Raw genomic sequence first — 24,207 nt, 5'->3', positions numbered from 1 at the left:
CGGGTCACTCCCCGCCGAACAGCTTCTGCGCGTAGTGCACCGAACCCATCGCGTCCCGGGAATAGGCGTCCGCGTGAATCTGCTGCGCGTATTCGGGCGTGAGCACCGCGCCGCCGACCATCACCCGGCAGTCCGGCACCCTTTCGTGCAGCTGGCGGATGGTCTCCGCCATATTGGAAACGGTGGTCGTCATCAGCGCGCTGAGCCCGACCAGCTTCACGCCGCCCTCCTCCGCCGCGTCCACCACCGTTTCGGGGGGAACGTCCTTTCCGAGGTCGATCACGTCGTAGCTGTAATTTTCCAGCAGGACCTTGACGATATTTTTGCCGATATCGTGGATATCGCCCTTGACGGTCGCAAGGATGATTTTTTCCTTCTTCGTCCGCTCCCCGTTGACGGTCATTTTCCCCCGGATCACCTCAAACGCCGACTTGGCGGCCTCCGCGCTCATCAGGAGCTGGGGCAGGAACAGCACGCCCTGCTCGAAATCCTTTCCCACCCGGTCAAGCGCGGGAATCATCTGGGTATTGATGATGGCGAGCGGTTCCTCCGTTTCCACCAGCCGGAGCGCCGCCGCGTGCGCGCTTTCCTTCAAGCCGCGCACCACCGCGTCCGGCAAAGAGATTTCCCCCGCGGCGGGCGGCGGCGCGGCTTCCGTTTTCTGCGCGGAATAGCGGGCGATATAGTCCATGCACTGCCCGTCGCTGCCGCTGAGCGCGCAGTACGCATGGTACGCGTCCATCATCGCGGCGGAATTGGGGTTGACGATCGCGGCTCCCAGCCCGTTTTGCAGCGCCATGGTGAAAAACGCGGCGTTGATGTGTTCCCGCTGGGGCAAACCGAACGAAATATTGGAAACGCCGAGCGAGGTGTGGATGCCCAGCCGGTCGCGGATCAGCCGCAGGGCTTCCAGCGTAACGGCGGCGTTTTCCTGCCCGGCGCTGATGGTCATGGCCAGCGTGTCGAAAACCAGATCTTTTTTGTCGATCCCGTATTCCCGGGCTGTTTTCACGATTTTTTCGGCGATTTCAAACCGGCCCTGCGCCGTGGCCGGAATCCCGTTTTCGTCCAGCGTCAGCGCGATCACGGCGCCGCCGTACTTTTTCACGAGCGGGAAGATCGCCTCCATCGATTCGGCTTTCCCGTTGACCGAATTGATCAGCGGCTTGCCGTTGTAAACGCGCATGGCCCCCTCCATCGCCTTCGGGTCGGAGGTGTCGAGCTGAAGCGGAAGGTCGGAAATCCCCTGAATTTCCATGACCGCGCGGCGAAGGAGCGCGGGCTCGTCGATTTCCGGCAGGCCGACGTTTACGTCGAGAATATGGGCGCCGTTTTCCTGCTGGGTAATCGCCTCCCGCAGCAGGTAATCCATGTCGTTGCCGCGCAGCGCCTGTTTCAGCCGGGATTTGCCCGTGGGATTGATGCGCTCGCCGATCAGCACCGGTTTTTCGCCGAACGCGACCGCCCGGGCGAACGAGGAAACCACCGTGCGGTTTTTCGGGACGGTGGGGCGCGGGGAAAAATCTTTGCACCGCCGCACCACCGCCGCGATATGCTCCGGGGTCGTGCCGCAGCAGCCGCCCAGAATCCAGGCGCCCTCCTTCGCGATTTCCTCCATCACGGCGGCGAATTCCTCCGGCTTTACGTCGAACACGGTTTTGTCCCCCTCGGTGCGGGGCAGCCCGGCGTTGGGGTTCACGATCACGGGCAGGGAACACGCCTGTGTCATCTGCGGGAGGAATTTTTTCATCTGCCCGGGGCCGAACCCGCAGTTCAGCCCCACGGCGTCCACCCCGAGGCCCTCCAGCAGCGCGACCGCCGCCGGGATGTCGCCGCCGGTCAGCAGCTTGCCCTGTTCATCCACGACCATGGTGACGAAAACGGGCAGCCGGGTGCTTTCCTTTGCGGCGAGCACGGCGGCCTTGCACTCGTAGGTATCGCTCATGGTCTCAATCAGGATCAGGTCGGCCCCGGCCTTTTCCCCCGCGGCGGCGGCCCGGGAAAAGGCGGAAACGGCGTCCTCGAAATCGAGGTCGCCGAGCGGCCTGAGCAGCTTTCCGGTCGGGCCGATGTCCATGGCGACCAGCGCGCCGTGGGCGGCTTCTTTGGCAAGGCCCACCGCGGCGGCCGCGATTTCCTCCGTGGAACGGCCGCAGCCGTGCAGCTTGATCGGGTTTGCGCCGAAGGTATTGGCTGTCAGGATATCCGCGCCCGCCGCGCGGTACCTGCTGTGAATTTCTTTGATCAGTTCGGGGCGGGTCAGGTTCCACAGCTCCGGCAGCTCGCCGGGGCCGAGGCCGTTTTCCTGTAAAAGGGTGCCCATGCCGCCGTCAAAAAAGACCATGCGTTTCCCCAGGTCTTCCAGTATTCCCATAATATCAGTCCTTTCTGAACGGACAATTCAAAGACTTGCAGCCCATGCACTTCGCAATGTGGCAGGTCGTCTGCTCCGCCGTCAGGCCAATGACCGCGGTGACGGATTTTGTCGGCACCAGCATGCTGTCCTGCGTCATGGCAAGGCCGATTTTTTTCTGCGCCTGTAAAATCCCCAGAAGGTCGCGCTGATGCAGGATGGAAAAGTCCCCGTAGCCGGGGCTGTACCGGGGCCGCAGAAACAGCCCGCGCTTTGCCGCCTTTGCGGAAAGCTCCCGTTCCGCTTCGTCGCAGACGCTCTCTGTCAGCGCGGCGGCGCAGGCCTGCAGCACCACGGCGCGGCTCATGTCGATTTTGGAGGCGCGCTCCAAAAGGAAATCCGCTTTCGTGCCGAGCGTAGCCGCGAACAGGTACGCTTGCCCGCAGCCGGAAAGATGGTTCCTCAAGTCCCTGCTTTCCACCCTCAGGTTCCCGAGCAGGACGGCGTCCCCGTCAAACTTCACCGGCAGAAGCAGGCTGAGGCTGCGGGGAGTAACCGCGGCCCGCAGCTCGCTGATGCAGGATTCGATTGTACGCAGGGTGCGCTCGTCCGCGGGCTTGCCGCGGTAGCCCAGATAGCGCAGCACTTCTTCCGTCTCTTTCATTCCCTGATGATCTCCGATAAATTATCCATGATTTTTGCCGCGATATCCGGCTTGTTCATCGTGTAGATATGGATCGCGCTGACGCCGTTGGAAATCAGGTCGATGATCTGCTCCGTCGCGTAGGCGATGCCGGCCTGTTTCATGGCGGCGGGCTTGTCGGCGAATTTGTCCACGATCGCCCGAAAGCGCGGCGGCAGCTCCGTGCCGGAAAGCGCGCAGATCCGCCTGATCTGGCCGCTGTTGGTCACCGGCATGATACCCGCCACCACCGGGATATGAATCCCCTTCGCCAGAATCCGGTACAGGAACTGGTAGAGGATATTGTTGTCAAAAAACATCTGCGTAGTCAAAAAGTCGCAGCCGCTGTCCACCTTTTCCTTCAGGTAGCCGATGTCGTCCTCCCTGTGGGCGCACTCGACGTGCCCCTCTGGGTAGCAGGCCGCGCCGATGCAGAATCCGCCGTATTCCCTGATCTGCCTGACCAGCTCGCCGGCGTAGCGGTACTGGCCGGGGGACGGGAAATCGGAATTCTTCGGAATATCGCCGCGCAGGGCCAGGATGTTTTCAATATGCTGTTCTTTTAACCCGGATAAGATTTGCCCGACCTCCTCCTTAGTAGAGGAAACGCAGGTCAGGTGCGCCAGCGCGGTCACGCCGCAGTTCTGGATTTCCGACGCGATCCGGATCGTGTTCCGGGACGTGCCGCCGCCCGCGCCGTAGGTCACGCTCATGAAATCGGGCCTGAGCGCGGAGATGTCGCGCACAACCTCTTGCACCCGGGCAATATCGTCGTCTTTTTTCGGTGGGAACAGCTCGCAGGAAACCGTGACCCTGCCTCTGTTCAGAATTTCGCTGATTTTCATGGCTATTTCCTTTCAGTTCCCCGGAAAATAAAAAAACCCGCCTCCACAGGCGCCGTGCCCGATGAAGACGAGATTCCAAATCCCGTGTTACCACTTCAAATTCACCCGTCCCTTGCGAAACGGGCCTCTCAGGGTATTACAGTGCCGGACACCGCCTATACCCGCTTTCTGTAACGGGAAATCCCGTCGCAGCCTAAACCGGGAATCCGGTCTCGGTGCGCCGCTCAGGAGCCATTTTCGCCCGGCCTCCCGCCCGCTTTCTTTCAGCGCGGCAAAGCCGCAAAAGCTTCTCTGTGTGCCTTCGGAAGGGTTACTTTCTCCGTCCCTGCGTGTAAAAATATATTTTTGCTATTGTAGCACAGAAAATCACGGTTGTCAAACGGAACAAAAGGAAAAGGGCGGGGCGAAAAAACGCCCCGCCGTCGTCATTCATCGTCCCGCATCAGATTTTCAGCGTAATCGCGAAGGCTTGCGAAGGAATTGATGTTCTCCTCCCGCGCGCTGATGGATTCCTGCACATATTCGGGCAGGTTGTCAAAGTATTCACCGGCTTCGCCGTCCTCTTCGATCAGCTCGTATAAACCGCTGTACTTGCCTTTCATCGGACTCACCTCCGGGAATAGTTTTCGCAGGATTTACAGGATTATCCATTTGTTTCCCGAATATGCTCCGCGACCTGCATCAGCTCGCCCAGCGTGGAAATCTCCACGCCCGATTTTAGAATCCTGTTTTTCACGTCGATGGGCAGATTCTCAAAATATCCCCGTAAATCCGGGTTGTTCTCATAAAAGGTCCCCAAAGCAAAACGCCTCCCCAAACCTCAGTAAATAAAGAATTTACCCTTAGTTTTTACGGAAGGCGCTGTTTTTACGTGAGGAAATACTTTCCTTATTTCAGGCTTTCGTCGTAATTCGCGCGTTCGCCGCCGATATATTTCGGCCGGGTGCGCGCGCTGGTCACGTTGGCTTCGCCGATTTTGCGCACGGAAAGGCGCACCGGCACCGCCACTCTGGCAAGGTGCATGCCGATCAGCGTGCCGCCGATATCGATTCCCGCCTGCGCGGTGACTTCCTCCACCGCCACCGGATGCTCAAAGTTCGAGTAAGCCGCCGTGGCAAAGGAACCGCCGGCCTTCGGGCGCGGAACGGCGTTGACGATTTCCAGCCGGTCCCTGACCGCCGCCTCTTTTTCAATAATGATCGCGCGGTTCAGATGCTCGCAGCATTGGGCGGCCAGATAAATCCCCTTTTCCTTCAAAACGGGGTAAACGGCGTGAAACACCGCGTTGGCGATTTCCACGCTGGAGGACGAGCCGATATCGTGCCCGCCGATTTCGCTGGAGGAACAGCCCACGACCAGGATATTTCCCGCGGTCAGTCCCGCGGCTTTTATCAATTCGCAGACGGCTGTTTTCGCCTGCGCCGCAATTTCATCGTACATAGAACTCAACTCCGGTTATCATATTTGTAGGTTCGACAGATATTATAAGCTTATCGGAGAGATTTTGCAACTCCGCGCGGTTTTGCCCGCGGCGGCCGCGTTTTTCCGCAGGCGGGAGAAATTATTTAATCTTCTAAACAATAATTAAGTCTTGCTATGTACTATGATATTATAGACTAAAATATATGGTTTTGAAAACTATATGATAATTTGAAATTATAGGAGTGCTTTTATGACCTGGAGTATCCTTTCAGACAGCTCCTGCGACTTGCCCCAAAACGCATTCGAGGATTATGGCCTGCACTTTGCGACCGTACCCCTGAAGCTCATCGTGGGCGACACCGAGTACACTGACGATGATTCGCTGAATGTAAACATCATGCTGGCCCAGATGAAAAATTACAAGGGGCCGTCCTCGTCGGCGTGCCCGTCGCCGGAAGAGTGGGCAACCGAATTCCGGAAAAGCGACTGCACTCTGGCGGTGACGATGACCAGCGCGCTGAGCGGCACCTACAACAGCGCCCTTGTCGCAAGGGACATGGTTCTGGAGGAATTTCCCTGGAAGAAAATCCACGTGATCGATTCCCGTTCCACCGCCGGGGGACTGGTTCTGATTCTGAGAAAAGCGGCGGAGCTGATTTCCTCCGGGCTGGGGTTCGACGAAGTCGTCAAACAGGCGGAAGCGTACTCCCGCAGCCTGTTTCTGCTGTTCGCGCTCGGTTCCTACGACAACCTGATCAAGTCGGGGCGCATGTCCCGTGTGGCGGGGATTCTGGCCAACTCGCTCGGCATCCGCGCGGTGGCCTCCAACACGCCGGAGGGCGAAATCAAGGTGCTGCACAAGCCGCGCGGCGAGGAACGCGCGATCCTGCAGATCGTGGAAACCATGAACAAGCTGAAAGACATGGCGGGCAGGCCCGTCGTTATCAGCCACTGCAACAATCCCAAGGGCGCACAGCGCCTGAAGGAGCTGATCGCGCACGTCTGCCTGACCACCAAGATCACGATTCAGCAGACGCGGGGGCTGACCAGCTATTACACGGAGAACGGCGGCCTGCTGGTGGGGTTCTGAGGCGCGGACCATGCGGTCGGCACGCGGACCTGCCGGTCGGGACGCGCCTACGGCGGCGCTTCCAGTCAGCTTACCGTTAAATCGAAGCCTGATGCTCCGAGACTCCTTCCGGCGCGCCGGGCGCGGACCATGCGGTCGGCACGCGCCTACGGCGGCGCTCTCAGACAGTTGTATGTTGAATCGGTTTTAGAGGACTCCGAAACAAATCCCTCTAAGAGGGAGGCAGGGGATTCGGCTCCCTCTTTGAGGGAGCCGGCAGGCGAAGCCTGACTGAGGGAGTCATCCCCCTACCTTCGTGAAAGCACCACCGCAGACAGCCTGAAAAGGGTCGGGAAAGAATTCCCGACCCCATTATTTTCCATATAATTTAGCAAATTCTATTGCACTGGCAAAGAAAACGCGCTATAATTCAGTTGCAAGGCACAAATAAAAGTGCAGCGCAGGAACGGAGTGCTGGAACACCCCGCCCCCTGCATACGGAGAGCACGCTCCATACACAACCGAAGAATCGGCACGCTGCGGATATTATTATACCGCCTCTTTACTCTTTTGTACAGAGGGGATTTTGTACCCGCGGGCGCTTTGACGTTGTATATGGATCAAAAATCCGTGTACGGCGTTTTTTTGTGCCCTGCGGCGGCGAAAGGGCGGCGGGAAAGAGTCCCCCGACCGCCCTCTTCTAAGCCTCTGTGCCGATTCCGAGGAAAAGGCTTTGGATTTTCCCGTCGGCGTCCAGCACAATGTGGTCCGTCCCCTCCATGGTGAAAACGTCGCCGGCCTTGCTGACGCAGGCCGCAGCCCACGGCACCCGGAACCCGCCCTGTTCGGGGACGATTTCCCAGACATGCTTCATTTCCCTGTTTTTGCCCAGGAGAGCCTGAAAAAACTCTCTGATTTTTCCGCACCCGCGTATTTCGTCGTACCCTTTCAGCCGCAGGGAAGCGTTTTCCGAAAACAGCCCTTCCAGTCCGGAAAAGGCCCCTTCGTCCTCCATCGCCAAATCCAGCTGGGTAAAATACCTGCCGATCACCGTCACTGCAACCACTCCCGTCGTCCGGCTTTTCCGCCGGTTCATTATACCTGCATTATAGCACCCTGCCCGGCCCCGTTCAAGAAAAAACAAGTATCCGGCCCCATTTTTGAAGGAGCCGCCGCTTATGGCGGGGGGAGTTTAACATAGCCCGGGCCGTGGGGGAGTCCTTCTCTCCCTCCGGGTACGCCGGGCGCCGCTTTGAAATGCGCCCGGTCCCGCTTGAAAAGCCGCCGGTTCCATGCTACACTAAGCTTAAACAACATTCCGGATACTCAGGAAAGGAACTGCTTTATGAAATTAGGAATCATCGGCACTTCGGAAATTTCCCGCCTGTTCGTACAGGCCGCGGTGGAAACGGGAAGCTACGAGCCTTACGCGGTCTATTCCCGCAAAGCGGAGACCGGCGCTCAGTACGCGGCCCTGTACCAAATTCCCCATGTATTTACTGAACTGGAAACCCTGGCAAGCTGCCCCGGGCTGGACGCCGTCTACATCGCGTCCCCGAACAGCCTGCATTTCCCGCAGGCGAAGCTCTGCCTTTCCGCCGGAAAGCATGTGATTGTGGAAAAGCCGGCGGTGGCGACCTCGGCGCAGCTCGAAGAGCTGCTGGACATCGCGAAAAAAAACAATGTGTACCTGCTGGAGGCGATCCGCCCGATCTACAACCCCGATCTGGACGTCCTGAAGGAAGCGGTCAAAAAAATCGCCCCCGTTCACTACGTCTATTTCAACTATATGAAATATTCCTCCAAGTACGACGCGTATAAAGAAGGAAAGAATCCGCCTGTTTTCAGCGCGGAATACGACGGCGGCGCGCTGGCCGACCTCGGCATCTACAACCTTTACCTCTGCGCCGCCCTTTTCGGCGCGCCGAAAAGCAGCACCTGCACCGCCAGTCTGCTCGAAAGCGGGGTGGACGGAGTCTGCACCCAGATTCTAAAGTACGACGGCTTTTGCGCCGTGCTCAGCGCCTCCAAAATCTCCGCCAGCCGGTCGGCAAGCGAGATTCAGGGCGAAAACGGCACCGTGACGCTGGAGGGGCCCACCTCTCTGGACAGGATCCGGCTTTACACCCGCGGCGGCGGGGAGGAGCTGCTTTCCACGGAGCGCAAATCCTCCATGTTCTGTCAGCAGAAGGCGCTCGCCCGCATTCTTACGGAGCGGGACGAGGCCGCGTACGCACGCGCCTGCGAACGTATGCGCTGCTGTACCGGGCTGCTGGAGCAGGGCCGCCGTCAGGCCGGAATCCGGTTCAGTTCCCTTTGATTTTTCCAGTTGTCGGCGCCGCGCGATTGTGATATGATAGAAATAAAGAAAAAAGCACCTCCGTTTTTATACGGAAGTGCTTTTGAACGTAAAAACAGAAAGGTATTTTCACAGGATAGGTGAGGTTTATGGAGGACACCATTAAAGTGGCGGCACCGGTTTACCAGAAGATTGCCGCCGACATTGCGGCAAAGATTGTGGACAACCGTTACCGCGTAGGAGAAAAAATATATGCGAGATCGTACCTTGCAAGCCAGTACAACGTTTCTTCCGAAACCGCACGGCGCGCCATCTGCGTACTGTCCGACCTGGAAATCGTAGACGTGACCAAGGGCAGCGGCGTGATTATCAAATCGTACGACAACGCCGTAAAATTTGTTCACCAGTACAACGACATCCAGTCGCTGAACGACCTGAAAAAGGATATTTTAAGCAGCGTTGAGCGGCAGAGAAAAGAGACGAAATTTCTGCTGAAATCCATTTCCAGCATCATAGACCGGACGGAGCGCTTCCAGTCCATCAATCCGTTTATTCCGTTTGAAATCGAAATTACGGACAAAACGCCCCTGCTCGACAAGTCCCTGTCCGAGCTGAATTTCTGGCACCACACGGCGGCGACCATCATCGCCATTAAGCGCAACAGCACGCTGATGATGTCCCCCGGCCCCTACGCGATTCTGCAGAAGCACGACGTGCTGTATTACTGCGGCGAGGACAACTGCCAGGACCGGGTAAAAAGCTTTCTTTACCCGGATGAGGAATGACCAAAAAATACAATGACCCGGAAAAGCGTTTCACAGCGCCGATCCGGGTCTCTTTTTATCCTCTTGTGATTGGGGATACCGTCTGAATTACTTCAGCAGCCCCTTTTCCTGAAGGAACTGTTTTGCGACCTCCGGTACGGTTTTGCCTTCCACGTCGACCGCGTAGGTCAGGTTGACCATGGTCTCGTCGTCAAAGATCCCGCCGAGCTTGTTCAGGGTCTCTTTAAGGTTGGGCGCCGTTTTTTCGAAGCGCTCGAACAGGTCCGAGCGGACGAGCAGCGCGCCGTTGTACTCCGGGAAGAAGCTTTTGTCGTCCTTCAGCACTTTCAGCTTGGCCTTTTTGTTCAGGCCGTCGGTGGCGTAAACCTCGGTCACGTCGATGTTCCCGTTTTCCACCGCGGAATACTTCAGCCCCAGGTCGACCGGCTTGCTTTCCTTGAAATTCAGCCCATAGAATTTGACGAACGGGTTGAATTTCATGCTGCCCTCTTCGCTAAAAAATTCATGCTCCGCGCCGAACACCAGCTTGCCGGCCACCGGCACAAGGTCGCTGATGGTTTCCAGCTTGTACTGGTCCGCGATCTTCTGCGGAACGGCGATCGCGTAGGTGTTGTTGATCCCGAGCTTATCCAAAAGATAGACCTTCTTCTCCTTGAGCGCAGTTTCGTTGACAAAATCGTACAGGGTCTGCCCCTCGGGGATATCCTTTGTGTCCAGCTTCAGATAGGTGGTCAGCAAGGTGCCGTCGTAGCTGTTCATCAGATCGCAGTTGCCCTTGACCAGCTCGTTGAAGCCGTTGACGGGGGAGACCTCGTCCTTAATGACGACCTTGGCGCCGGTGTCCTGCTCCACCAGCATTTTCACCATCTGGTGAATCAGCTTCATTTCGGAAAACTGACCGTCCATAATGACGATTTCGTCCCCGCCGCTCTTGCCCGAGCCGCATCCCGCGGCGGAAAGCGCCAAAACCAGGCACATTATAACGGCAATCACTTTTTTCATAATTTTCTCCCTCTTTTCTTTTCTATTATTGATATTACTGTTGACAAAAATACACGATTACTCTATGGATCGGATTTTAATGCTCGCTGCTTTTTACGGTCCTGTGGCGGTACAGCCGTTTTTCAATGTAGGCCATCACGCCGTCGAACAGCACGGCCATCCCCATCAGCGACAGCGTCCCAAACAGGATCAGCTGCATGTTCTGAATATGGATGCCGCGGTAGATGACGGAGCCGAGCCCGCCGCCGCCCACGAACGTAGCGAACACGGCCACGCCGATGGAGGTGACGGTGGCGATCCGGATTCCCGTGAAGATGACCGGGAAGGCGATGGGGATTTCCACATGGAGCAGCCGGTAAGTCCGGCTCATGCCCATGCCGTCTGCGGCCTCTTTGATGGCGGGCTCAATATTGCTGAGGCCGAGGTAGGTGTTGTGCACGACCGGCAGCAGGGAATACAGCACCAGTCCGATGATGACCGTCGGCTTGCCCGCGCCCAGAAAAACCATAATGATTCCGAGCAGCGCCAGCGCCGGGATGGTCTGCAGGATATCCACGGCCCACAGCACCACGGAGCGCACCGGCTTTTTCATATAGGCCAGCACGCCGAGCGGCAGGCCGAGAAGAACGGTGAAAAGCACCGAAAGCAGCACAATGTAAAGATGTTCAAAAATCATCGTCGCGCTCACTTGACATCCCCCCTTAATCCTTTCGGCACGGCTTTCTTCTGGAAATAGTCGATCAAAAGGCCCAGCCCCACCGCGAGGATGGCGGCCGGAATCGCGCCCGCGATAATCAGCGTGTTGTTGTTCGTGCTGACGCCGATATAGATGAAGTCTCCCAGGCCGCCCAGGCCGATCATGGAGGCCAGCACCGCCCAGCTTACAATATAGACGGTGGACATCCGCAGCCCGCCGATGATGGCGGGGAGCGCCAGCGGCAGCTCCACCCACAGCAGCGACTGCAGCGGGGACATCCCGCAGCCCCTTGCCGCTTCCTTATACTGCTCCGAAACGCCGATCAGTCCGGTGTAGGTGTTTTTCAGCACCGGGAAGATCGCGTAAATGGAGAGCGCGGCCAGCACGGTGGCGGGCACCATCCCGAGATACAGGAACAGGATGCCGATAAACACGATGCCGGGGATCGTCTGCACCACGGAAAGGACCGGCAGAACAAATTTGGATATTTTCGGGGCTCTGGAAAGCAGGATTCCCAGAAACAGGGCGATGACAAATCCGATGAAAACGGAAATCAGGACATAGACCAGATGGGTCGTGATAGCGCCAAGCAGTTTATCCCCGTAAAGACGGAAGAAATCACTCATTGCCCATCCCCCCAAACAACGCTTGCCAAAGCTTTTGACATGCTGGTTTTTGTAATGATGCCGGCCACTTTTTTGTCCTCCGTCAGCACGACGACATATTCCGCCCGCTGGCTGCTGATGATATCGAAAGCGGTTTTCGCGGGGGTGTCCGGCGCAACGGTCGGGAAGTCCGCCGTAATCAGGTCCCTGATGGTGTCGCCCGCTTTGCCGCGCTCGTTGACGGTTTCAATCAGCAGAACGCCGATATAGCGTTCCTCCCGGTCCACCACAACAAGGGAGTCGATCTCCCTGCGGCTCATCATGTTGACGCATTCCAGCGTCTTTTTGTCCTGCGTGACCTTTGCCACGTTGGTCTTCATCAGGTCGGAGCACGCCAGCTGGTTCTGCGAGAAATTATGTACATGCTTGCCCATAAATTCCCGCACGGTATCGTTGGCGGGCGCGCGGAGAATCCCCTCGGGGGAATCCGTCTGTAAAATCCTGCCCTCGCTCATAAACACGACCGTGTCCGCCATTTTCAGCGCCTCGTCCATGTCGTGCGTAACAAAGATGACGGTCTTTCCCAGACGCTGCTGCAGGGACTTGACCTCATCCTGAAGGGAATCCCTCGTAATCGGGTCCAACGCGCCGAAAGGCTCATCCATCAGGATAATGGGCGGCTCCGCCGCCAGCGCGCGAAGCACGCCGATTCTCTGCTGCTGGCCGCCGCTCATTTCATTCGGATATTTATGAGCATAGGTTTCATACGGCATATTGACCATCTCCAGAAGCTCTTTCGCCCTTTGGCGGCTTTTCGCCTTGTCCCATTTCAGCAGGCGCGGCACCACGCAGATGTTCTCCTCCACCGTCATGTTCGGGAAAAGCCCGATCTGCTGGATGACGTACCCGATGCGGCTGCGCAGCTTTTCGGGATTCATTTCCATAATATTCTTTCCGTCGATGCTGATGCTGCCCGAGTCCATCTCGATCAGGCGGTTCAGCATTTTCAGCGTTGTCGTTTTTCCGCAGCCGGAAGGGCCGATCAGCACGACAAACTCACCGTCGGGTATTTTTAAATTCAACTCTTTCACAACTTTTTGTTTTCCATAAGACTTACTGACATTTTTATATTCAATCATAAATGCCCTCCTTTTCTGCCCATAATCCGACAAGAAACAACTTCATATTTTTTACAGATTGTTTCTTAGATTTCTATAATATCATAAAATTATTAATTTTGTCAAATGCATACGGCGGTTTTTTGGTAAAAATATTCATTCACGTGCTTCCCAGGCCCCGGAAAATCAGCAATTTTCACCCGTTCGGGGCAGGAAAAAGCGCATATCCCGTTTGAGGATATGCGCTTTTATAATGGTATCCTGTTGTCCGTTCAGACCGGCTTTTGCCCGGCCTCCACAAGCTTTTTGCTGAAAATCAGGAACAGTCCTTCCACAAAAATCAGCACCCCGGTCGCAACCAGCATCCATTCGATTTTAATCCAGTCGGACATGGGGCCGAACAAAAGCATTCCCAAAGGCATGCTCATGCTGGTAATCATGGTCAGCACGCCGAACACGCGGCCAAGGTAATCCGGCTCCACCTTTTCCTGAAGCAGGACGGTGGAGGGCGTGTTGAAAACGGGCATGACGAATCCGACAAGCCCCATCAGCGCCAGATAGACCCAAAAATCGGTGACAACGCCCAGCAGAAACACCCCGACACCGATCAGAAAGCTGGAAAGCGCCATGGTGTGCACACGGTTTCTCAGGCCGCCCCAGCAGGCCATCAGGAGTCCGCCCAGCATCATCCCGAGAGAAAAGGCGATTTCGATCGCAGTCAGGTACCAGACCTCTTCGCCGAAGCTGCGCGTGACCTGCAGCGGGGTCAGAAAAGCCGCCGGGGCCGCCAGAAAGGTGAAGAGGGCAAAGAACAGAAAGAACCGTTTCAGGTACGGGTGTGTGCCGATATAGGAAAATCCCAGCCGCAGCCCCTCGAAATAGCCAGAGCTTTCCGGCGCCGCGCCGCCCGTCCGGGCAGGGACGCGAAGGAAGAAAAGCAGCGTAAAAACACCGATTGCGGCGGTCCCCACATCGATAAAAAAGACGGTCTCGATCGGCGCCGCCGACATCAGCGCGCCGCTGGCGATGGGGGAAAGCAGCAGGATGGCGGACTGAATGCTCGAGTTGATCCCGTTGACCGCGGTAAGCTTTTCCACCGGCACCAGCTGCGGCAGAAACGCGCCCACACACGGCGTCTGCACCGCGGAGCCCAGCGCGCGCACGGCTGATATGACAAAAAGCAGCCACATGGCCTTGTACCCCAGAAGGAACAGAACCGCCATGACCAGCGTCGACAGCGCGATCATGGAGTCCGACAGGGCAATCAGGATTTTCCGGTCGTAGCGGTCCGCCCAGACGCCCGCAAAGGGCGAAAGCAGAAAGGTCGGGATAAAGCCGCAGAGGATGGAGATCATCATCATGACGCCCGACTTGGTCTGCAGGGTAATATACCACATGATGGCATACTGAACCAGGGACGAACCGAACAGAGAAACCGTCTGGCTTGTCAGAAACAGAACCGTATTCTTTTTCCAGTTTTGCTGCATAGGATATTCCCGTTTCCTCCCGTTAAGCGTTCCGGCCCGGTCTGCCGGTCATTCTTATAATATGATACCGTAACCTGCCGTGACCGTCAAGGAAAGCTTAATCCGGGCGGTGCGTTTTCCGCTGCCTGATGAGCGCGAAAACACATCCCGCCGCCGCGAGCAGCAGGATTCCCCCCAGCGCGGCGATTCCAGCCGTGTAGCTGAACAGGTCGCTCACCGCGCCGATCGCCGGCGGGCCAAAGGTCTGGCCGACGTCCATCATGGTGCTCATCACGCCCAGCGACCCGCCGAGCTGCCCCTTCTGCGCAACGTCCGCCGCCAGCGCGTTTGTTCCGGAGGTAATCAGGGCGAACCCCAGGCCGTAGACCACAATGAGGGGGATCACAAGCATGACCGCTTTGAGAAAAGTCAGCAGAAAAAAAGTGCCCGAGCAGACGAACAGCCCGACGACCATCAGCGGCAGGCGGCCCACGCGGTCGGACACCCGGCCGAACACCGGTTTCAGCAAAATCATTCCGATCAGCTGGGCGCCGAGCACATACCCGATCTGCCCGGTGGACATTCCGAGCTGTTTCGCGTAAAGAGGAAAGATCATTTCAAACGCGCCGTAGGAAAAATACGCGCAGGCGTTCAGCACCCCGACCAGAAGCAGGGGCCGGTAGCGCAGCATGCCCCGCAGCTTTTTCAGGGAGGAAGTCCTTTCGGCCTCTTCCTTCCGGCTTTTGGCCGTCTCTTCCGCCCGCTGCATATTTCTGCTTTTCCGGAAGAACCAGATTGCAAAGGCCAAAGCCAGAATGCCCGCGCCGCCTGCAATCCCGTACACCGTGGGGATTCCTCCGTACTCGTAGGCCGCGCCGCCCACGGTCGGCGCAAGAGCCCGGCCGATCAGCGTGGCGGAGGTGTAAAGGGACAGGTTCTGTCCGGTGTTGTTCCGGCTGAAAGCCGCGATAGCCGCCATCGCCACCGGGTCGAACGCCGCGGTCGCAAAGCCGTGGTAAAAACGCACCGCCGCCAGCCCCATCGGATTGATTACCAGAAAGTAAACGAACGGCGCGCTCGCAAAAACGAGCAGGGAACCGATCAGAATTTTTTTATATCCGAACCGGTCGGCCAGATCCCCTGCCAGATAGCTTATCAGGATTCCGGGCAGGGTGGACGCCGAAGCGATCCAGCCGATCTGGGTGCCGGTCGCGCCAAGGTTCTTCGCAAAGATCGGCAAAACCGGCGATTTCGATATGGTGGAGCTGAAAACCGCGAAAGCCCCGCACAGGCCGAGCATCATCACGATGCGCAGTCCTCCGGTGTTTTTTTTCATATGTCCTCCCTCCGCCGGCGCCGGGGGAACGGTCGTGTCTGCGTTTTGCTGTCTGGCGCCGTATCTTAAACTGTTCCGCTCTCTATGTGAAATCCATTCGGGTTTAGTATGCTCGCTCTTTCCTTCACAATTCTTTTTCCCGGCCGGTTTTTACCGGGCGCGCGGAAGCTGCCGTACGTCAAATCAAAAAAACATGAAAAAGGGGCTGTTGCAAAACAACCTCTCCAAAAAATAAAGCACAAAAAATGCGCCATGATTGGGCCTTCAAAGCCGTTTCTATGCGCATTTTTTGTGCTTTAGACTATTAATCCTGTGCAACTTGCTATCACAAATTCGTTTTGCAACAGCCCCTTTATATGATATCGTATTGCACAACGTAATTTATTTTGCGTTCTTCCACAAGGTTGCCCAGTGATCCATCAGGGCATTCTTGTTGGCAGCCAGATAGCTGAAATCCAGATCGACCAGACCTAAAGTATCTTCCTTGGGCAGGCCGGAATTCGCGCACAGGGAATTCGTGCCACGGCCACCGGATTCCTGGGAACGGACATCCTGGAATTCATTGCTGGCAAGCAGATTCATCATTGCTTCTGCTGCAGCTTTATTCGGAGCACCCTTTACGATTCCGGCGCCGCCGGCCATCGCTGTGTTACCTTCCTTCATATAGACGCATTCGCAATTGGTAGCGCCATCTTTGATCATGGCTTGTACGGTGGATTCATAGGAAAGGCCCACCACATATTCACCGTTGATAACGTCGTTGTATACTTCGGAGGAACTGGTGGTGCTAATCCCGTTGCACTGAGCCATCAGCTGCTTAATGTAATCCCAGCCCGCGTCGTCGTCAAACTTTTTGCCCATAGTAGCCAGGATGGTCTGAAGCTGACGGTACGCGCTGGAAGAAACACTGGGTTCCGCCAGAATAATTTTGCCCTTCAGCTGCGGCTGGAGCAGATCCTGATAGCCTTTTACTTCTATGCCCAGATCCTTGCATAGGTCTTTATTGACAATCAAGCACATCAGTTGTACATCGTAAAGGGTATAATAGCCGGATTTGTCATGGTATTTCTGTTCGGAATCGTTGACGGCCGTGTAGGGCTGCAGAACATCGTGGTATTTGTCTCCGTCCGCTTCAAACAGGCCGCCGATCAAAACGTCCGCCACCGGGGCGTTCGCCTCGGATTTTAGACGGGTAACCAGCGTCCCGACAGAGTCGGACTGAAATTCAATCTTGCATTTCGGGTAGTACTTCTCCCACATTTCCTGCAGAGTCTGCTGCTGGGTCTCCTCCATGGTGGTATAGACGTTGATGGTTCCCGTTACTTCATCTTCGCCTTTCACCCAATAGGGCCTGTCGGATGCGGAGGAAGCCGCCGCGCTTTGCGCTCCGCTTTCAGAGGCCGTGGAACCGGCAGAACTGGGGGTACCGCAGGCAACCAGGGTAACCGCCATCACCATTGCCAGGAACATGCATAACCTTTTTTTCATTTCTCTCTCTCCTTTGTTATTTAAAAACACCGGAATTTTTGCGAATCCCGAATATTTATCCAAAGCAAATCTTTATAGCTTGACGTCCTCAATCTTGGTAAATCTCAAATAAATAAACAAGCAGATAACAGTAAAGATCGTAGTTACCGCGGCAAAAACCGCCGCTACACCAAAGGTTCCGCGGACAATCGCGTTATAGGTACTGACCGTTAGGGTGATAGTTTTGTTGTTATACAGGATCACGCCGCTGGACATTTCCGTAATAATGGAGACCCAGCTTAACACCGCGCCGGAGATAATGCCACTGGACATCATAGGAACCGTAATGCGCACCAGCGTTTTCAGCTTGGAAGCACCCAGACTGATAGCGGCTTCCTCTATGCTTTCCGGTATCTTCATCATGGCCGCTGTGGCAGACCGGCTGGTAAAGGGCATCCGACGGATGACCAGGGCGATAATCATGATAGCCAGCGTGCCGTTCAGTACGAGCGGCGACCGATTGAACGCAATTACAAGGGAAATACCAATAACTGCGCCGGGCATGATATAAGGCAGCATGGAAATGGTATCGATGGCGTTGTTGAAGAAGTTTCCTTTTCTTACTACCAGATAGGCAATTAAAATTGCAATCACGATGATAATCGCAAGCGTCACTACGCTGATAATAATCGTATTTCCGATGGAGCGGTACAGCATCTTCTGTACGGCTTTCTGATAATTAATCAAAGAATAGCCGGGACGCAGAATACTGTTGTTATAATTTCGGAAGGACATATTGATAATGTATACCTGAGGAATCAGAGCAATCGCAACCAGCAGATAGCAATACGCGTGCATCAGGAATCCGCCTATTCCTTTCGCCTCTTTTGGCTCAATCGGGTGGAGCGCGTTCATGGTGAAGCTGAATTTATTGGTGGCGAATTTCTGAATCAGGAAGATGATTCCCGTTACAATAATCGCGATAAAGCTAATCGCCGCCGCAAAATGGAAGTCGGCGCCGTTTTCACTTAAGTACTCGTTGTAAATCAGTACGGGGAAAGTCTGAAAGCCCTGTCCGATCAAAGCCGGTGTACCGAAATCCGCAAAGGCCCTCATAAATACGAGTAGCGCCGCGGCCAGGATTGTAGGCATCGTCAGGGTCATCAGCACCTTGAAGAAGCGCTTGACCCCTTTGCATCCCATGCTTTCCGCCACTTCCATCAAAGAGTTGTCAATATCCCGGAACGCGCCGTTCATGTAAATAACCACCAAAGGGAACAGCTTGAGCGTCTGAACCAGTACGATTCCGCCGAAACCATAGATACTGATTCCCGTAATGCCAAATGTTTTCAAAAAGTTTGTAACCAGTCCGGAATTGCCCATCAGAAGGATCCAGGAATATGCGCCGATGAAGGGCGCGGACAGCGTGCACAGCAGGCACAGAACAAACAGCACTTTTTTCCCCTTTAGCTGGAAGAAAGTATAGAAATAGGAAAAGGGGATTCCCAGCAATAGACTGATCACCGTGACTGTTATAGACACCTCAAAGCTGTTTCCGATGGTCTGGTAGTAGTAGTTTTTACTGAAAAATTTCTGAAAGGCATCCAGTGTAAATCCGGTACTTTCCGTAAAGAAGGCTTCCTTCATCAGCCCGAAAATCGGGTAGACCAGAAACAGCAGGATCAGCGCCATGATGCCGATGGAAACGAAGGTCCAAAAGCCCAGCTTTTTTTTCGTTGTGTCCATGATCAGCTTTCCTCCCCACTTAAAGCTTCATCCGGGGCGTTCGTGCTGTTGTTGACCCCCTCCATGATGCTCTTTGTGCTCTGTGCATCAAACGCATTGGCTTTCTCCACATTCAGGGTTAAAAGGATTTCACTGCCGGGAGGCAGAAGTGAATCAATACGGGATTCCTGAATGACTTCTGCTTCCTCTCCCGTTTCCAGCTTAACGAAGTAATGCGTGTTCAGTCCCAAAAAAACACTATCCGAAATAACCGCGCGAATGCCGTCTTTGGGCGCGTTTTCTCCCGCGGGGTGTACAAGCAGTTCCTCTGGACGGGCGGATACCACCACATTCTGATTGTCCGCGGCATCCCTGCGTACTTTATCGAACGGGACCCTGTATCCGTTCAGAAATTCCAGATAGTAACATCCGTTTTTCGTCAGAAGCTTTGCCTTGAGCAGGTTAGACTTGCCGATGAAGGTTGCAACGAACAGGTCCGCCGGACGCTGATAAATATCTTTAGGCTCTCCACAGTGATGGATGACGCCGTCCTTCATAACGGCGATCCGGTCGGAAATTGCCATGGCTTCTTCCTGATCGTGGGTGACATAGACCGTAGTGATTCCCACATCCCGCTGAATATGCTTAATGACCGTACGCATTTCCACGCGAAGCTTCGCATCCAAGTTGGATAAAGGCTCGTCCATCAGCAGAACATCCGGACGGATGACCAGCGCTCTGGCCAGTGCCACGCGCTGTTGCTGCCCGCCGGAAAGCCTGTCCGGCATCCGATCGGCATACTGATCCACATGCACCAGCTTTAAAAATTTATCTGTTTCCGTCCGAATCGTCTCCAGCGGTACTTTTTTGCTTTTCAATCCGAATTCTACATTTTTCCGGACAGACATGTTGGGGAAAATTGCGTAGTTTTGAAAAACCATTCCGATATTTCGCTTGCTGGGGTCCATGTCATTGATCTGTTTGTCGTTAAAGTAGAACCGGCCGCCCTCAATGCTGTTAAAGCCCGCAATCATTCGGAGCAACGTTGTTTTTCCGCAGCCGGACGGTCCCAGAAGGGTAAACAGCTCCCCGTTGCGGATATCCAGCGACAAATCGGGAATAACCGTATTCTGCCCGTACTTTTTGACCGCATCTTCAATCTTGATTCCCACACTCATAACTACCTTCTCCATTCTGAAAAATCTGCACACACTGATCCGTTTCGCGCATGATGATTAATCGACCTGCTCCCATTTTCTTAGCAGATACTCCTCCGCTTTGCCGCACCAAAGACCGTTGTTCGCTTCCACAATATCCGCAAGGACCGCAAATCGCTCATCCTTTTTTCCCTTTTCGCGGAAATCGCTGATAGCCGTCAGCGGCATTTCAATATGGGTATAAATGACCTTTTTGCCTCCGGGAATCTTCGGAAGATTCAGGGTTGTTTTCCCGGCGCTGTCCAGTCCGCCAATATGGGTAACCATAACCGCCGGGTTGATCCTTCCGGCCGCCGTCAGTTCCAGGGACTCCAGCATATCCGCAGTATTTCCGCCAGTGGTCCCCATCACATGGGTGGAATTGTAATGGACGTCATAGAAATTCATTTTCGCGCTGAAATTGGAGTCAGTAGGACCCGCGAAGAAGTTCAGACAGCCGTCACGTCCCAGTACGGCGGAAGCCAATTCTACTACGCTCGGTACCGGAGCGTACGCGAAAACGTCGTCATAGCCGCCGCCCGCCAGCTTTTTCAGCTCCACCGCCGGATTTTCCATATCAGAGGTATTGACAAAATGCAACTCTATCCCATCCCTCTTTGCTTCCTCCGCAGAAAACAGGGCTCTGGCGCGGGTTAAACGATCTTCATTGATATCGGTCACCGTGACAGTCGAAGGGCGGCGGTCACTGTGCAGCGCATAAGTCAGCGCGCCTAAGCCCATAGGTCCCGCTCCTGCCAGAAGTGCAAGACTGCCGCCTTCCTTAATTCCCATTTCATGGTGGTAAACACCCATTTTCGTATGGTAACAGGCATGGAATGCCCCGATAGAGCAGGACATCGGTTCCGCCAAAGAGGCTTCATAATAAGCTTTTCCCCTATATTCCAGAAGGCAGCCCAGTTCCATTACCTCATGAGGAATGATGCAATAGGTTGCATCCCCTCCGAAAAATTCATAGGAGTAGCCGGGCGACCACATGGTCCCCTTGTAATTCAGCGCGGGCTGCAGGGTAAATTTCATGCCGGGGCGGAATTTGTCCTGATGCATTTTTCCTACCTTTATAATATCGCCGGCAAACTCATGGCCCATAATCGTGGGGTGCTGGGCGACGTTGGCCGGAACGCGCTTATGCTTTTCACCCAGAATAGCACATTTGTAAGTGGACATGCAGATACTGTCGGATACCACCTTAACAAGAATTTCATCCTCCTTAATCTCAGGCAGCTCAAATTTTTCCAAACGCAGGTCGGATGCGCCGTACAGACGTAATGCTTTCGTTTTCATGTTTAACCTCCTATTCAATAACCAATCAGTTTAAAGATTGAACTTTTACCAACGGCAGCAGCTTTTCAATTGAGGAACGGGTTGCGGCCTGTGTGCCGGCGCACATAACGCTTGCGGCCCCCGCCGCCATTGCCAAGCGGAAGATTTCTGAAGTACTCATCCCGGTTTCCTCGCCGTAGGCGAAAGCGGCCACCATGGAGTCCCCGGCTCCCACCGTGCTCCCCACCGGCACGCGCAGCCCCTCAGCATAGAAAACTTCCTGCTCGGTAACCAGCAGTGCCCCGTCTCCGCCCAAAGAAACCGCAACCTTTCGGACTCCGCTGCGAACCAGCGTTTTAGCGGCCGTTACGGTTTCTTCCAGCGTATTCAAAGGATTTTTGAGCAGCTTCGAGAGCTCCTCCCTGTTGGGCTTAATCAGATAAGGCGCCGCCTCTACTCCAAATTTCAGCAGATCGCCGTCGGCGTCCAGAAACATTTTCGCACCCATGGCTGCGCACTCAAAAATCCAGTCACGGTACAAAGTACGGGGCACGCCTGCGGGCACGCTGCCCGCCAGCACAAGGATGTCGTCTTTTTTCAGCCCGTCCTTCAACTTTGCAAGAACAGCCCGCTGAACGCTTTCCTCCATAGGATCGCCAAATTCGTTGATGTCCGTATTGGTATGGCGGACCGGGTCAATTATTTTTGTATTGGTCCGCGTTTCCTGATTGGTGAAAATAAAATCGGGCTGCAGGCTTACATCTTTCAAAGCGTCTGCAATTTTAGAACCCGTAGCTCCCCCCAGCACCGTCACTGCACGGCTGGTTCCACCCATCGAAGCAATCACCTTGCTGACGTTGATTCCCTTTCCGCCGGGATCAAGGCGCATGGCTGCAATCCGGTTGACCATGTTCGGGGTAAAATTCGGAATTTCTATCGTCTTGTCTATTGCGGGATTAAGTGTTACTGTTGTTATCATATTGAATCTCCAAGAATTTTATAGAATATTGTCGAAAAATTATTGTTTCAAAATACTTTATTATAATATCAACAATCATTTTGTGATTCAAGTGGCAAATTTTCTAAGTTTTAACAGAAATTTTTTACTAAATCTACAAATTTGTTCAGAAAAACAAAAAAACGCTTTTGTTTTAATAATACAAAAGCATTTTTCTATAATAATGATTGTTTTAAGAACGATTCTTCAGAGAACTTCTATTCCGTGGGATTGAAAAAAATCCTTCGTTTCGGGGTCCAGCTCATCGTCGGAAACCACAATGTCGATGTCCTTGAGCGCTGCAAAAGTAAAGGTGTTGACAATGCCTACTTTCCCGGAATCCATTAAAGCGACTACCCTTTCGGATTTGCGGACAACCGCCTTTTTCAGTTCGTTCTCGTCCTCTACGCCGCAGTTGAAGCCCGTTTCCTGACTGTAACCGGTCACGCCCAGAAACGCGATGCTGAAATTGACATTCTCAATCGCTTTCACGCTGCTGATCCCGTTCACGCTCAGGCTGAAACGGTTCATCTGCCCGCCGAGAACATGGACCTGCGACTGCGTCAGATGCGCCAGCTCCAGCGCGCAGCTGATTCCCCCGGTAAAAATCAGGTAGGATTCATCGGGGAAAACACGGGCCAGCTCCGTAGCCGTCGTTCCGGAATCGAGGAAGACGGACGTTCCGGGGCGCAGGAGCTTCACCGCTTTTTCGGTAATTTGACGCTTTTTTTCCATATTCCGCGTACTGCGCTTATAAAACAGATCGTCCGTTCCGATCACGACCTCCACCGATTTCGCTCCGCCGTGCACGCGGACGATCTGGCGGGCCTGATCCAGAAACTTCAGATCGTTGCGCAGGGTCATTTCCGAAACCTCCGGAAACGCAACCTTCAATTTCGCAAAGCTGACAGCGCCCTCGCTGTTGACAAGTTCCACAATCTGTTCTCTCCGCTGCTTCATTTTTCCCATCCTATTCTTTTGTAACAACAAAAAAAATTATTGAAACAATTATAAAGCATTGAAAAATGCTTGTCAAACCAGAATCATGCTTTTACGGAAATATTTTAAGGTTTCGATTAACAGGCTTGTTTGAAAGCCCACAGGATTTTAGAGCGGGGGAGAAATCGGGCAAATCGGGCGGACAATGAATATACTGTATCAGATATGCAGAAAAAGGAGCTTTCCGCGCCTGCCGCGGGGCCCTTTTACGATTGACACAGGAGCTGACAAAATCGCTATGTTGAATATCTGGCCATTGGCAATCCCGAACGCCGCGCAGGAAGGCTTTTCGGCCCTTATCTCTTCGCTTTCCCTGTCCGCGGACGCGCAGCTGAAGCCCTGGACCGCAGCGTCCCCTTATTTCAACAGCGGAAATCTCGATGCGGCTGCGGGAAATTATACCGTTCCGGCAACCGGAAGATACTCCATAGCCGCAACCGTCAGCTACACCCTGAACGCGGCCATAACAATTTCCCTGGGGGCGGGGATCACCCCTTCGTTCATAGTCAGACGCTCCGCGCCAAGCTCCGCAGACCTGATCAGCGGCTTGTTTCCCCTGCTGAATATCGCTGTAACGGTTTTATCCTTAAGGGCCGTCCTGGGGGCGGGTACGGTAGCGTTAGCCGGTGAGGCCCAGCTGAACGCGGGGGATACCGTCGGTCTTTATTATGCGGCGGACGGCATGACGCTTCCTTTGAATATTGAAAGCGCCGTATGGTCCGTTAACCGCATTCCCTGACGGGCAGGGGCTTCCATGTTTTAGGAGCTTTTGTTTGATACCGCTGTCTGATTTTTCCCAATGCAAAGTCCGGCGTGTGGTTTTTCTCGCTTTTATGCTATAATAGATGTAAATTCAGGATAAA

Annotated in this window: 23 protein-coding genes; 4 read left to right on the top strand and 19 right to left on the bottom strand. The window is 54.6% G+C overall.

The genetic code is table 11. From position 1 onward, the window contains the following. Positions 1 to 4: 4 nt before the first annotated feature. The 6 genes from ACRQV7_RS00460 to ACRQV7_RS00435 all read right to left on the bottom strand — a co-directional run bounded on the left by ACRQV7_RS00460 (position 5) and on the right by ACRQV7_RS00435 (position 5,320). The gene (locus ACRQV7_RS00460) at positions 5 to 2,374 is read right to left on the bottom strand and encodes a homocysteine S-methyltransferase family protein (RefSeq protein ID WP_444659038.1); all 2,370 of its coding nucleotides are present in this window, start codon (positions 2,372 to 2,374) and stop codon (positions 5 to 7) included. 4 nt (positions 2,375 to 2,378) lie between these two features. Then, the gene (locus tag ACRQV7_RS00455) at positions 2,379 to 3,017 is read right to left on the bottom strand and encodes a Vitamin B12 dependent methionine synthase activation subunit (protein WP_444659037.1); all 639 of its coding nucleotides are present in this window, start codon (positions 3,015 to 3,017) and stop codon (positions 2,379 to 2,381) included. After that, the gene (metF, locus tag ACRQV7_RS00450; RefSeq protein WP_444659036.1) at positions 3,014 to 3,880 is read right to left on the bottom strand and encodes a methylenetetrahydrofolate reductase [NAD(P)H]; all 867 of its coding nucleotides are present in this window, start codon (positions 3,878 to 3,880) and stop codon (positions 3,014 to 3,016) included. Before metF ends, ACRQV7_RS00455 begins: the two co-directional genes overlap by 4 nt. A 425-nt stretch (positions 3,881 to 4,305) precedes the next feature. Next, positions 4,306 to 4,482: a hypothetical protein gene (locus tag ACRQV7_RS00445; protein ID WP_444659035.1), complete on the bottom strand. Its 177-nt coding sequence runs from the start codon at positions 4,480 to 4,482 to the stop codon at positions 4,306 to 4,308. 41 nt (positions 4,483 to 4,523) lie between these two features. Then, on the bottom strand, positions 4,524 to 4,679 hold the full coding sequence (locus ACRQV7_RS00440) for a hypothetical protein (protein WP_444659034.1): 156 nt from the start codon (positions 4,677 to 4,679) through the stop codon (positions 4,524 to 4,526). A gap of 89 nt (positions 4,680 to 4,768) precedes the next feature. Beyond that, the gene (locus ACRQV7_RS00435) at positions 4,769 to 5,320 is read right to left on the bottom strand and encodes a TIGR01440 family protein (RefSeq protein ID WP_444659033.1); all 552 of its coding nucleotides are present in this window, start codon (positions 5,318 to 5,320) and stop codon (positions 4,769 to 4,771) included. 232 nt (positions 5,321 to 5,552) lie between these two features. Here ACRQV7_RS00435 and ACRQV7_RS00430 point away from each other — a divergent pair, with 232 nt between their 5' ends. Then, positions 5,553 to 6,392 (top strand): DegV family protein, encoded by an 840-nt coding sequence (locus ACRQV7_RS00430; protein ID WP_444659032.1) that lies wholly within the window; start codon positions 5,553 to 5,555, stop codon positions 6,390 to 6,392. A gap of 679 nt (positions 6,393 to 7,071) precedes the next feature. On the opposite strand, the gene ACRQV7_RS00425 is transcribed toward ACRQV7_RS00430, so the two are convergent. Next, positions 7,072 to 7,467 carry a hypothetical protein gene (locus tag ACRQV7_RS00425; protein ID WP_444659031.1) on the bottom strand — a complete coding sequence of 132 codons (396 nt, stop codon included), beginning with the start codon at positions 7,465 to 7,467 and terminating at the stop codon, positions 7,072 to 7,074. A 249-nt stretch (positions 7,468 to 7,716) separates the two neighbouring features. On the opposite strand from ACRQV7_RS00425, the gene ACRQV7_RS00420 reads away from it, so the two are divergent. Together ACRQV7_RS00420 and ACRQV7_RS00415 are read left to right on the top strand one after the other, a co-directional pair. Next, positions 7,717 to 8,691, top strand: coding sequence for a Gfo/Idh/MocA family protein (locus ACRQV7_RS00420; RefSeq protein WP_444659030.1), 975 nt, complete (start codon positions 7,717 to 7,719; stop codon positions 8,689 to 8,691). A gap of 128 nt (positions 8,692 to 8,819) precedes the next feature. Then, positions 8,820 to 9,455 carry a TrkA C-terminal domain-containing protein gene (locus ACRQV7_RS00415; protein ID WP_444659029.1) on the top strand — a complete coding sequence of 212 codons (636 nt, stop codon included), beginning with the start codon at positions 8,820 to 8,822 and terminating at the stop codon, positions 9,453 to 9,455. 87 nt (positions 9,456 to 9,542) lie between these two features. Here ACRQV7_RS00415 and ACRQV7_RS00410 read toward each other — a convergent pair whose 3' ends face one another. The 12 genes from ACRQV7_RS00410 to ACRQV7_RS00355 form a co-directional block, all read right to left on the bottom strand. Beyond that, positions 9,543 to 10,457, bottom strand: a complete 915-nt coding sequence (locus tag ACRQV7_RS00410; RefSeq protein ID WP_444659028.1) for a glycine betaine ABC transporter substrate-binding protein — start codon at positions 10,455 to 10,457, stop codon at positions 9,543 to 9,545. A 76-nt stretch (positions 10,458 to 10,533) separates the two neighbouring features. Beyond that, positions 10,534 to 11,145 (bottom strand): ABC transporter permease, encoded by a 612-nt coding sequence (locus tag ACRQV7_RS00405; RefSeq protein WP_444659027.1) that lies wholly within the window; start codon positions 11,143 to 11,145, stop codon positions 10,534 to 10,536. After that, a complete protein-coding gene (locus ACRQV7_RS00400; RefSeq protein WP_275714997.1) occupies positions 11,142 to 11,780 on the bottom strand; it encodes an ABC transporter permease in 639 nt (212 codons plus the stop codon). Before ACRQV7_RS00400 ends, ACRQV7_RS00405 begins: the two co-directional genes overlap by 4 nt. Beyond that, a complete protein-coding gene (locus ACRQV7_RS00395) occupies positions 11,777 to 12,898 on the bottom strand; it encodes a betaine/proline/choline family ABC transporter ATP-binding protein (RefSeq protein WP_444659026.1) in 1,122 nt (373 codons plus the stop codon). The genes ACRQV7_RS00400 and ACRQV7_RS00395 overlap by 4 nt, the downstream gene beginning before the upstream one ends. A 251-nt stretch (positions 12,899 to 13,149) precedes the next feature. Beyond that, positions 13,150 to 14,364, bottom strand: a complete 1,215-nt coding sequence (locus tag ACRQV7_RS00390) for an MFS transporter (RefSeq protein WP_444659025.1) — start codon at positions 14,362 to 14,364, stop codon at positions 13,150 to 13,152. Between the two features lie 97 nt (positions 14,365 to 14,461). Then, positions 14,462 to 15,679, bottom strand: a complete 1,218-nt coding sequence (locus ACRQV7_RS00385; RefSeq protein WP_444659024.1) for an MFS transporter — start codon at positions 15,677 to 15,679, stop codon at positions 14,462 to 14,464. 381 nt (positions 15,680 to 16,060) lie between these two features. After that, positions 16,061 to 17,167, bottom strand: a complete 1,107-nt coding sequence (locus ACRQV7_RS00380; RefSeq protein ID WP_444659023.1) for an extracellular solute-binding protein — start codon at positions 17,165 to 17,167, stop codon at positions 16,061 to 16,063. A 72-nt stretch (positions 17,168 to 17,239) separates the two neighbouring features. Further along, on the bottom strand, positions 17,240 to 18,892 hold the full coding sequence (locus tag ACRQV7_RS00375) for an ABC transporter permease (protein ID WP_444659022.1): 1,653 nt from the start codon (positions 18,890 to 18,892) through the stop codon (positions 17,240 to 17,242). 2 nt (positions 18,893 to 18,894) lie between these two features. After that, entirely contained in the window at positions 18,895 to 20,049 is a 1,155-nt protein-coding gene (locus ACRQV7_RS00370; RefSeq protein WP_444659021.1) for an ABC transporter ATP-binding protein, read from the bottom strand. 57 nt (positions 20,050 to 20,106) lie between these two features. Next, entirely contained in the window at positions 20,107 to 21,369 is a 1,263-nt protein-coding gene (locus tag ACRQV7_RS00365; RefSeq protein ID WP_444659020.1) for a zinc-binding dehydrogenase, read from the bottom strand. A 25-nt stretch (positions 21,370 to 21,394) separates the two neighbouring features. Further along, positions 21,395 to 22,327, bottom strand: coding sequence for a 1-phosphofructokinase (pfkB, locus tag ACRQV7_RS00360; RefSeq protein ID WP_444659019.1), 933 nt, complete (start codon positions 22,325 to 22,327; stop codon positions 21,395 to 21,397). A gap of 225 nt (positions 22,328 to 22,552) precedes the next feature. Beyond that, positions 22,553 to 23,305 (bottom strand): DeoR/GlpR family DNA-binding transcription regulator, encoded by a 753-nt coding sequence (locus ACRQV7_RS00355; RefSeq protein ID WP_444659018.1) that lies wholly within the window; start codon positions 23,303 to 23,305, stop codon positions 22,553 to 22,555. A 277-nt stretch (positions 23,306 to 23,582) separates the two neighbouring features. Here ACRQV7_RS00355 and ACRQV7_RS00350 point away from each other — a divergent pair, with 277 nt between their 5' ends. After that, positions 23,583 to 24,083, top strand: a complete 501-nt coding sequence (locus tag ACRQV7_RS00350) for a hypothetical protein (RefSeq protein ID WP_444659017.1) — start codon at positions 23,583 to 23,585, stop codon at positions 24,081 to 24,083. Positions 24,084 to 24,207: the final 124 nt, after the last annotated feature.

This window comes from Caproiciproducens lactatisolvens (genome assembly GCF_052443335.1).
Taxonomy (GTDB): Bacteria; Bacillota; Clostridia; order Oscillospirales; family Acutalibacteraceae; genus Caproiciproducens.
Note: the sequence above shows the minus strand (reverse complement) of the source record. Positions and strands in the feature narration are given on the sequence as shown.

Coding starts and splice junctions, on each gene's coding strand:
- ACRQV7_RS00420 (WP_444659030.1), top strand. CDS start 7,717: ATGAAATTAGGAATCATCGGCACTTCGGAAATTTCCCGCCTGTTCGTA.
- ACRQV7_RS00460 (WP_444659038.1), bottom strand. CDS start 2,374: ATGGGAATACTGGAAGACCTGGGGAAACGCATGGTCTTTTTTGACGGC.
- ACRQV7_RS00380 (WP_444659023.1), bottom strand. CDS start 17,167: ATGAAAAAAAGGTTATGCATGTTCCTGGCAATGGTGATGGCGGTTACC.
- ACRQV7_RS00435 (WP_444659033.1), bottom strand. CDS start 5,320: ATGTACGATGAAATTGCGGCGCAGGCGAAAACAGCCGTCTGCGAATTG.
- ACRQV7_RS00350 (WP_444659017.1), top strand. CDS start 23,583: ATGTTGAATATCTGGCCATTGGCAATCCCGAACGCCGCGCAGGAAGGC.
- ACRQV7_RS00375 (WP_444659022.1), bottom strand. CDS start 18,892: ATGGACACAACGAAAAAAAAGCTGGGCTTTTGGACCTTCGTTTCCATC.
- ACRQV7_RS00430 (WP_444659032.1), top strand. CDS start 5,553: ATGACCTGGAGTATCCTTTCAGACAGCTCCTGCGACTTGCCCCAAAAC.
- ACRQV7_RS00395 (WP_444659026.1), bottom strand. CDS start 12,898: ATGATTGAATATAAAAATGTCAGTAAGTCTTATGGAAAACAAAAAGTT.
- ACRQV7_RS00385 (WP_444659024.1), bottom strand. CDS start 15,679: ATGAAAAAAAACACCGGAGGACTGCGCATCGTGATGATGCTCGGCCTG.
- pfkB (WP_444659019.1), bottom strand. CDS start 22,327: ATGATAACAACAGTAACACTTAATCCCGCAATAGACAAGACGATAGAA.
- ACRQV7_RS00370 (WP_444659021.1), bottom strand. CDS start 20,049: ATGAGTGTGGGAATCAAGATTGAAGATGCGGTCAAAAAGTACGGGCAG.
- ACRQV7_RS00415 (WP_444659029.1), top strand. CDS start 8,820: ATGGAGGACACCATTAAAGTGGCGGCACCGGTTTACCAGAAGATTGCC.
- ACRQV7_RS00365 (WP_444659020.1), bottom strand. CDS start 21,369: ATGAAAACGAAAGCATTACGTCTGTACGGCGCATCCGACCTGCGTTTG.
- ACRQV7_RS00445 (WP_444659035.1), bottom strand. CDS start 4,482: ATGAAAGGCAAGTACAGCGGTTTATACGAGCTGATCGAAGAGGACGGC.
- ACRQV7_RS00390 (WP_444659025.1), bottom strand. CDS start 14,364: ATGCAGCAAAACTGGAAAAAGAATACGGTTCTGTTTCTGACAAGCCAG.
- ACRQV7_RS00425 (WP_444659031.1), bottom strand. CDS start 7,467: ATGAACCGGCGGAAAAGCCGGACGACGGGAGTGGTTGCAGTGACGGTG.
- ACRQV7_RS00410 (WP_444659028.1), bottom strand. CDS start 10,457: ATGAAAAAAGTGATTGCCGTTATAATGTGCCTGGTTTTGGCGCTTTCC.
- ACRQV7_RS00455 (WP_444659037.1), bottom strand. CDS start 3,017: ATGAAAGAGACGGAAGAAGTGCTGCGCTATCTGGGCTACCGCGGCAAG.
- ACRQV7_RS00355 (WP_444659018.1), bottom strand. CDS start 23,305: ATGAAGCAGCGGAGAGAACAGATTGTGGAACTTGTCAACAGCGAGGGC.
- ACRQV7_RS00400 (WP_275714997.1), bottom strand. CDS start 11,780: ATGAGTGATTTCTTCCGTCTTTACGGGGATAAACTGCTTGGCGCTATC.
- metF (WP_444659036.1), bottom strand. CDS start 3,880: ATGAAAATCAGCGAAATTCTGAACAGAGGCAGGGTCACGGTTTCCTGC.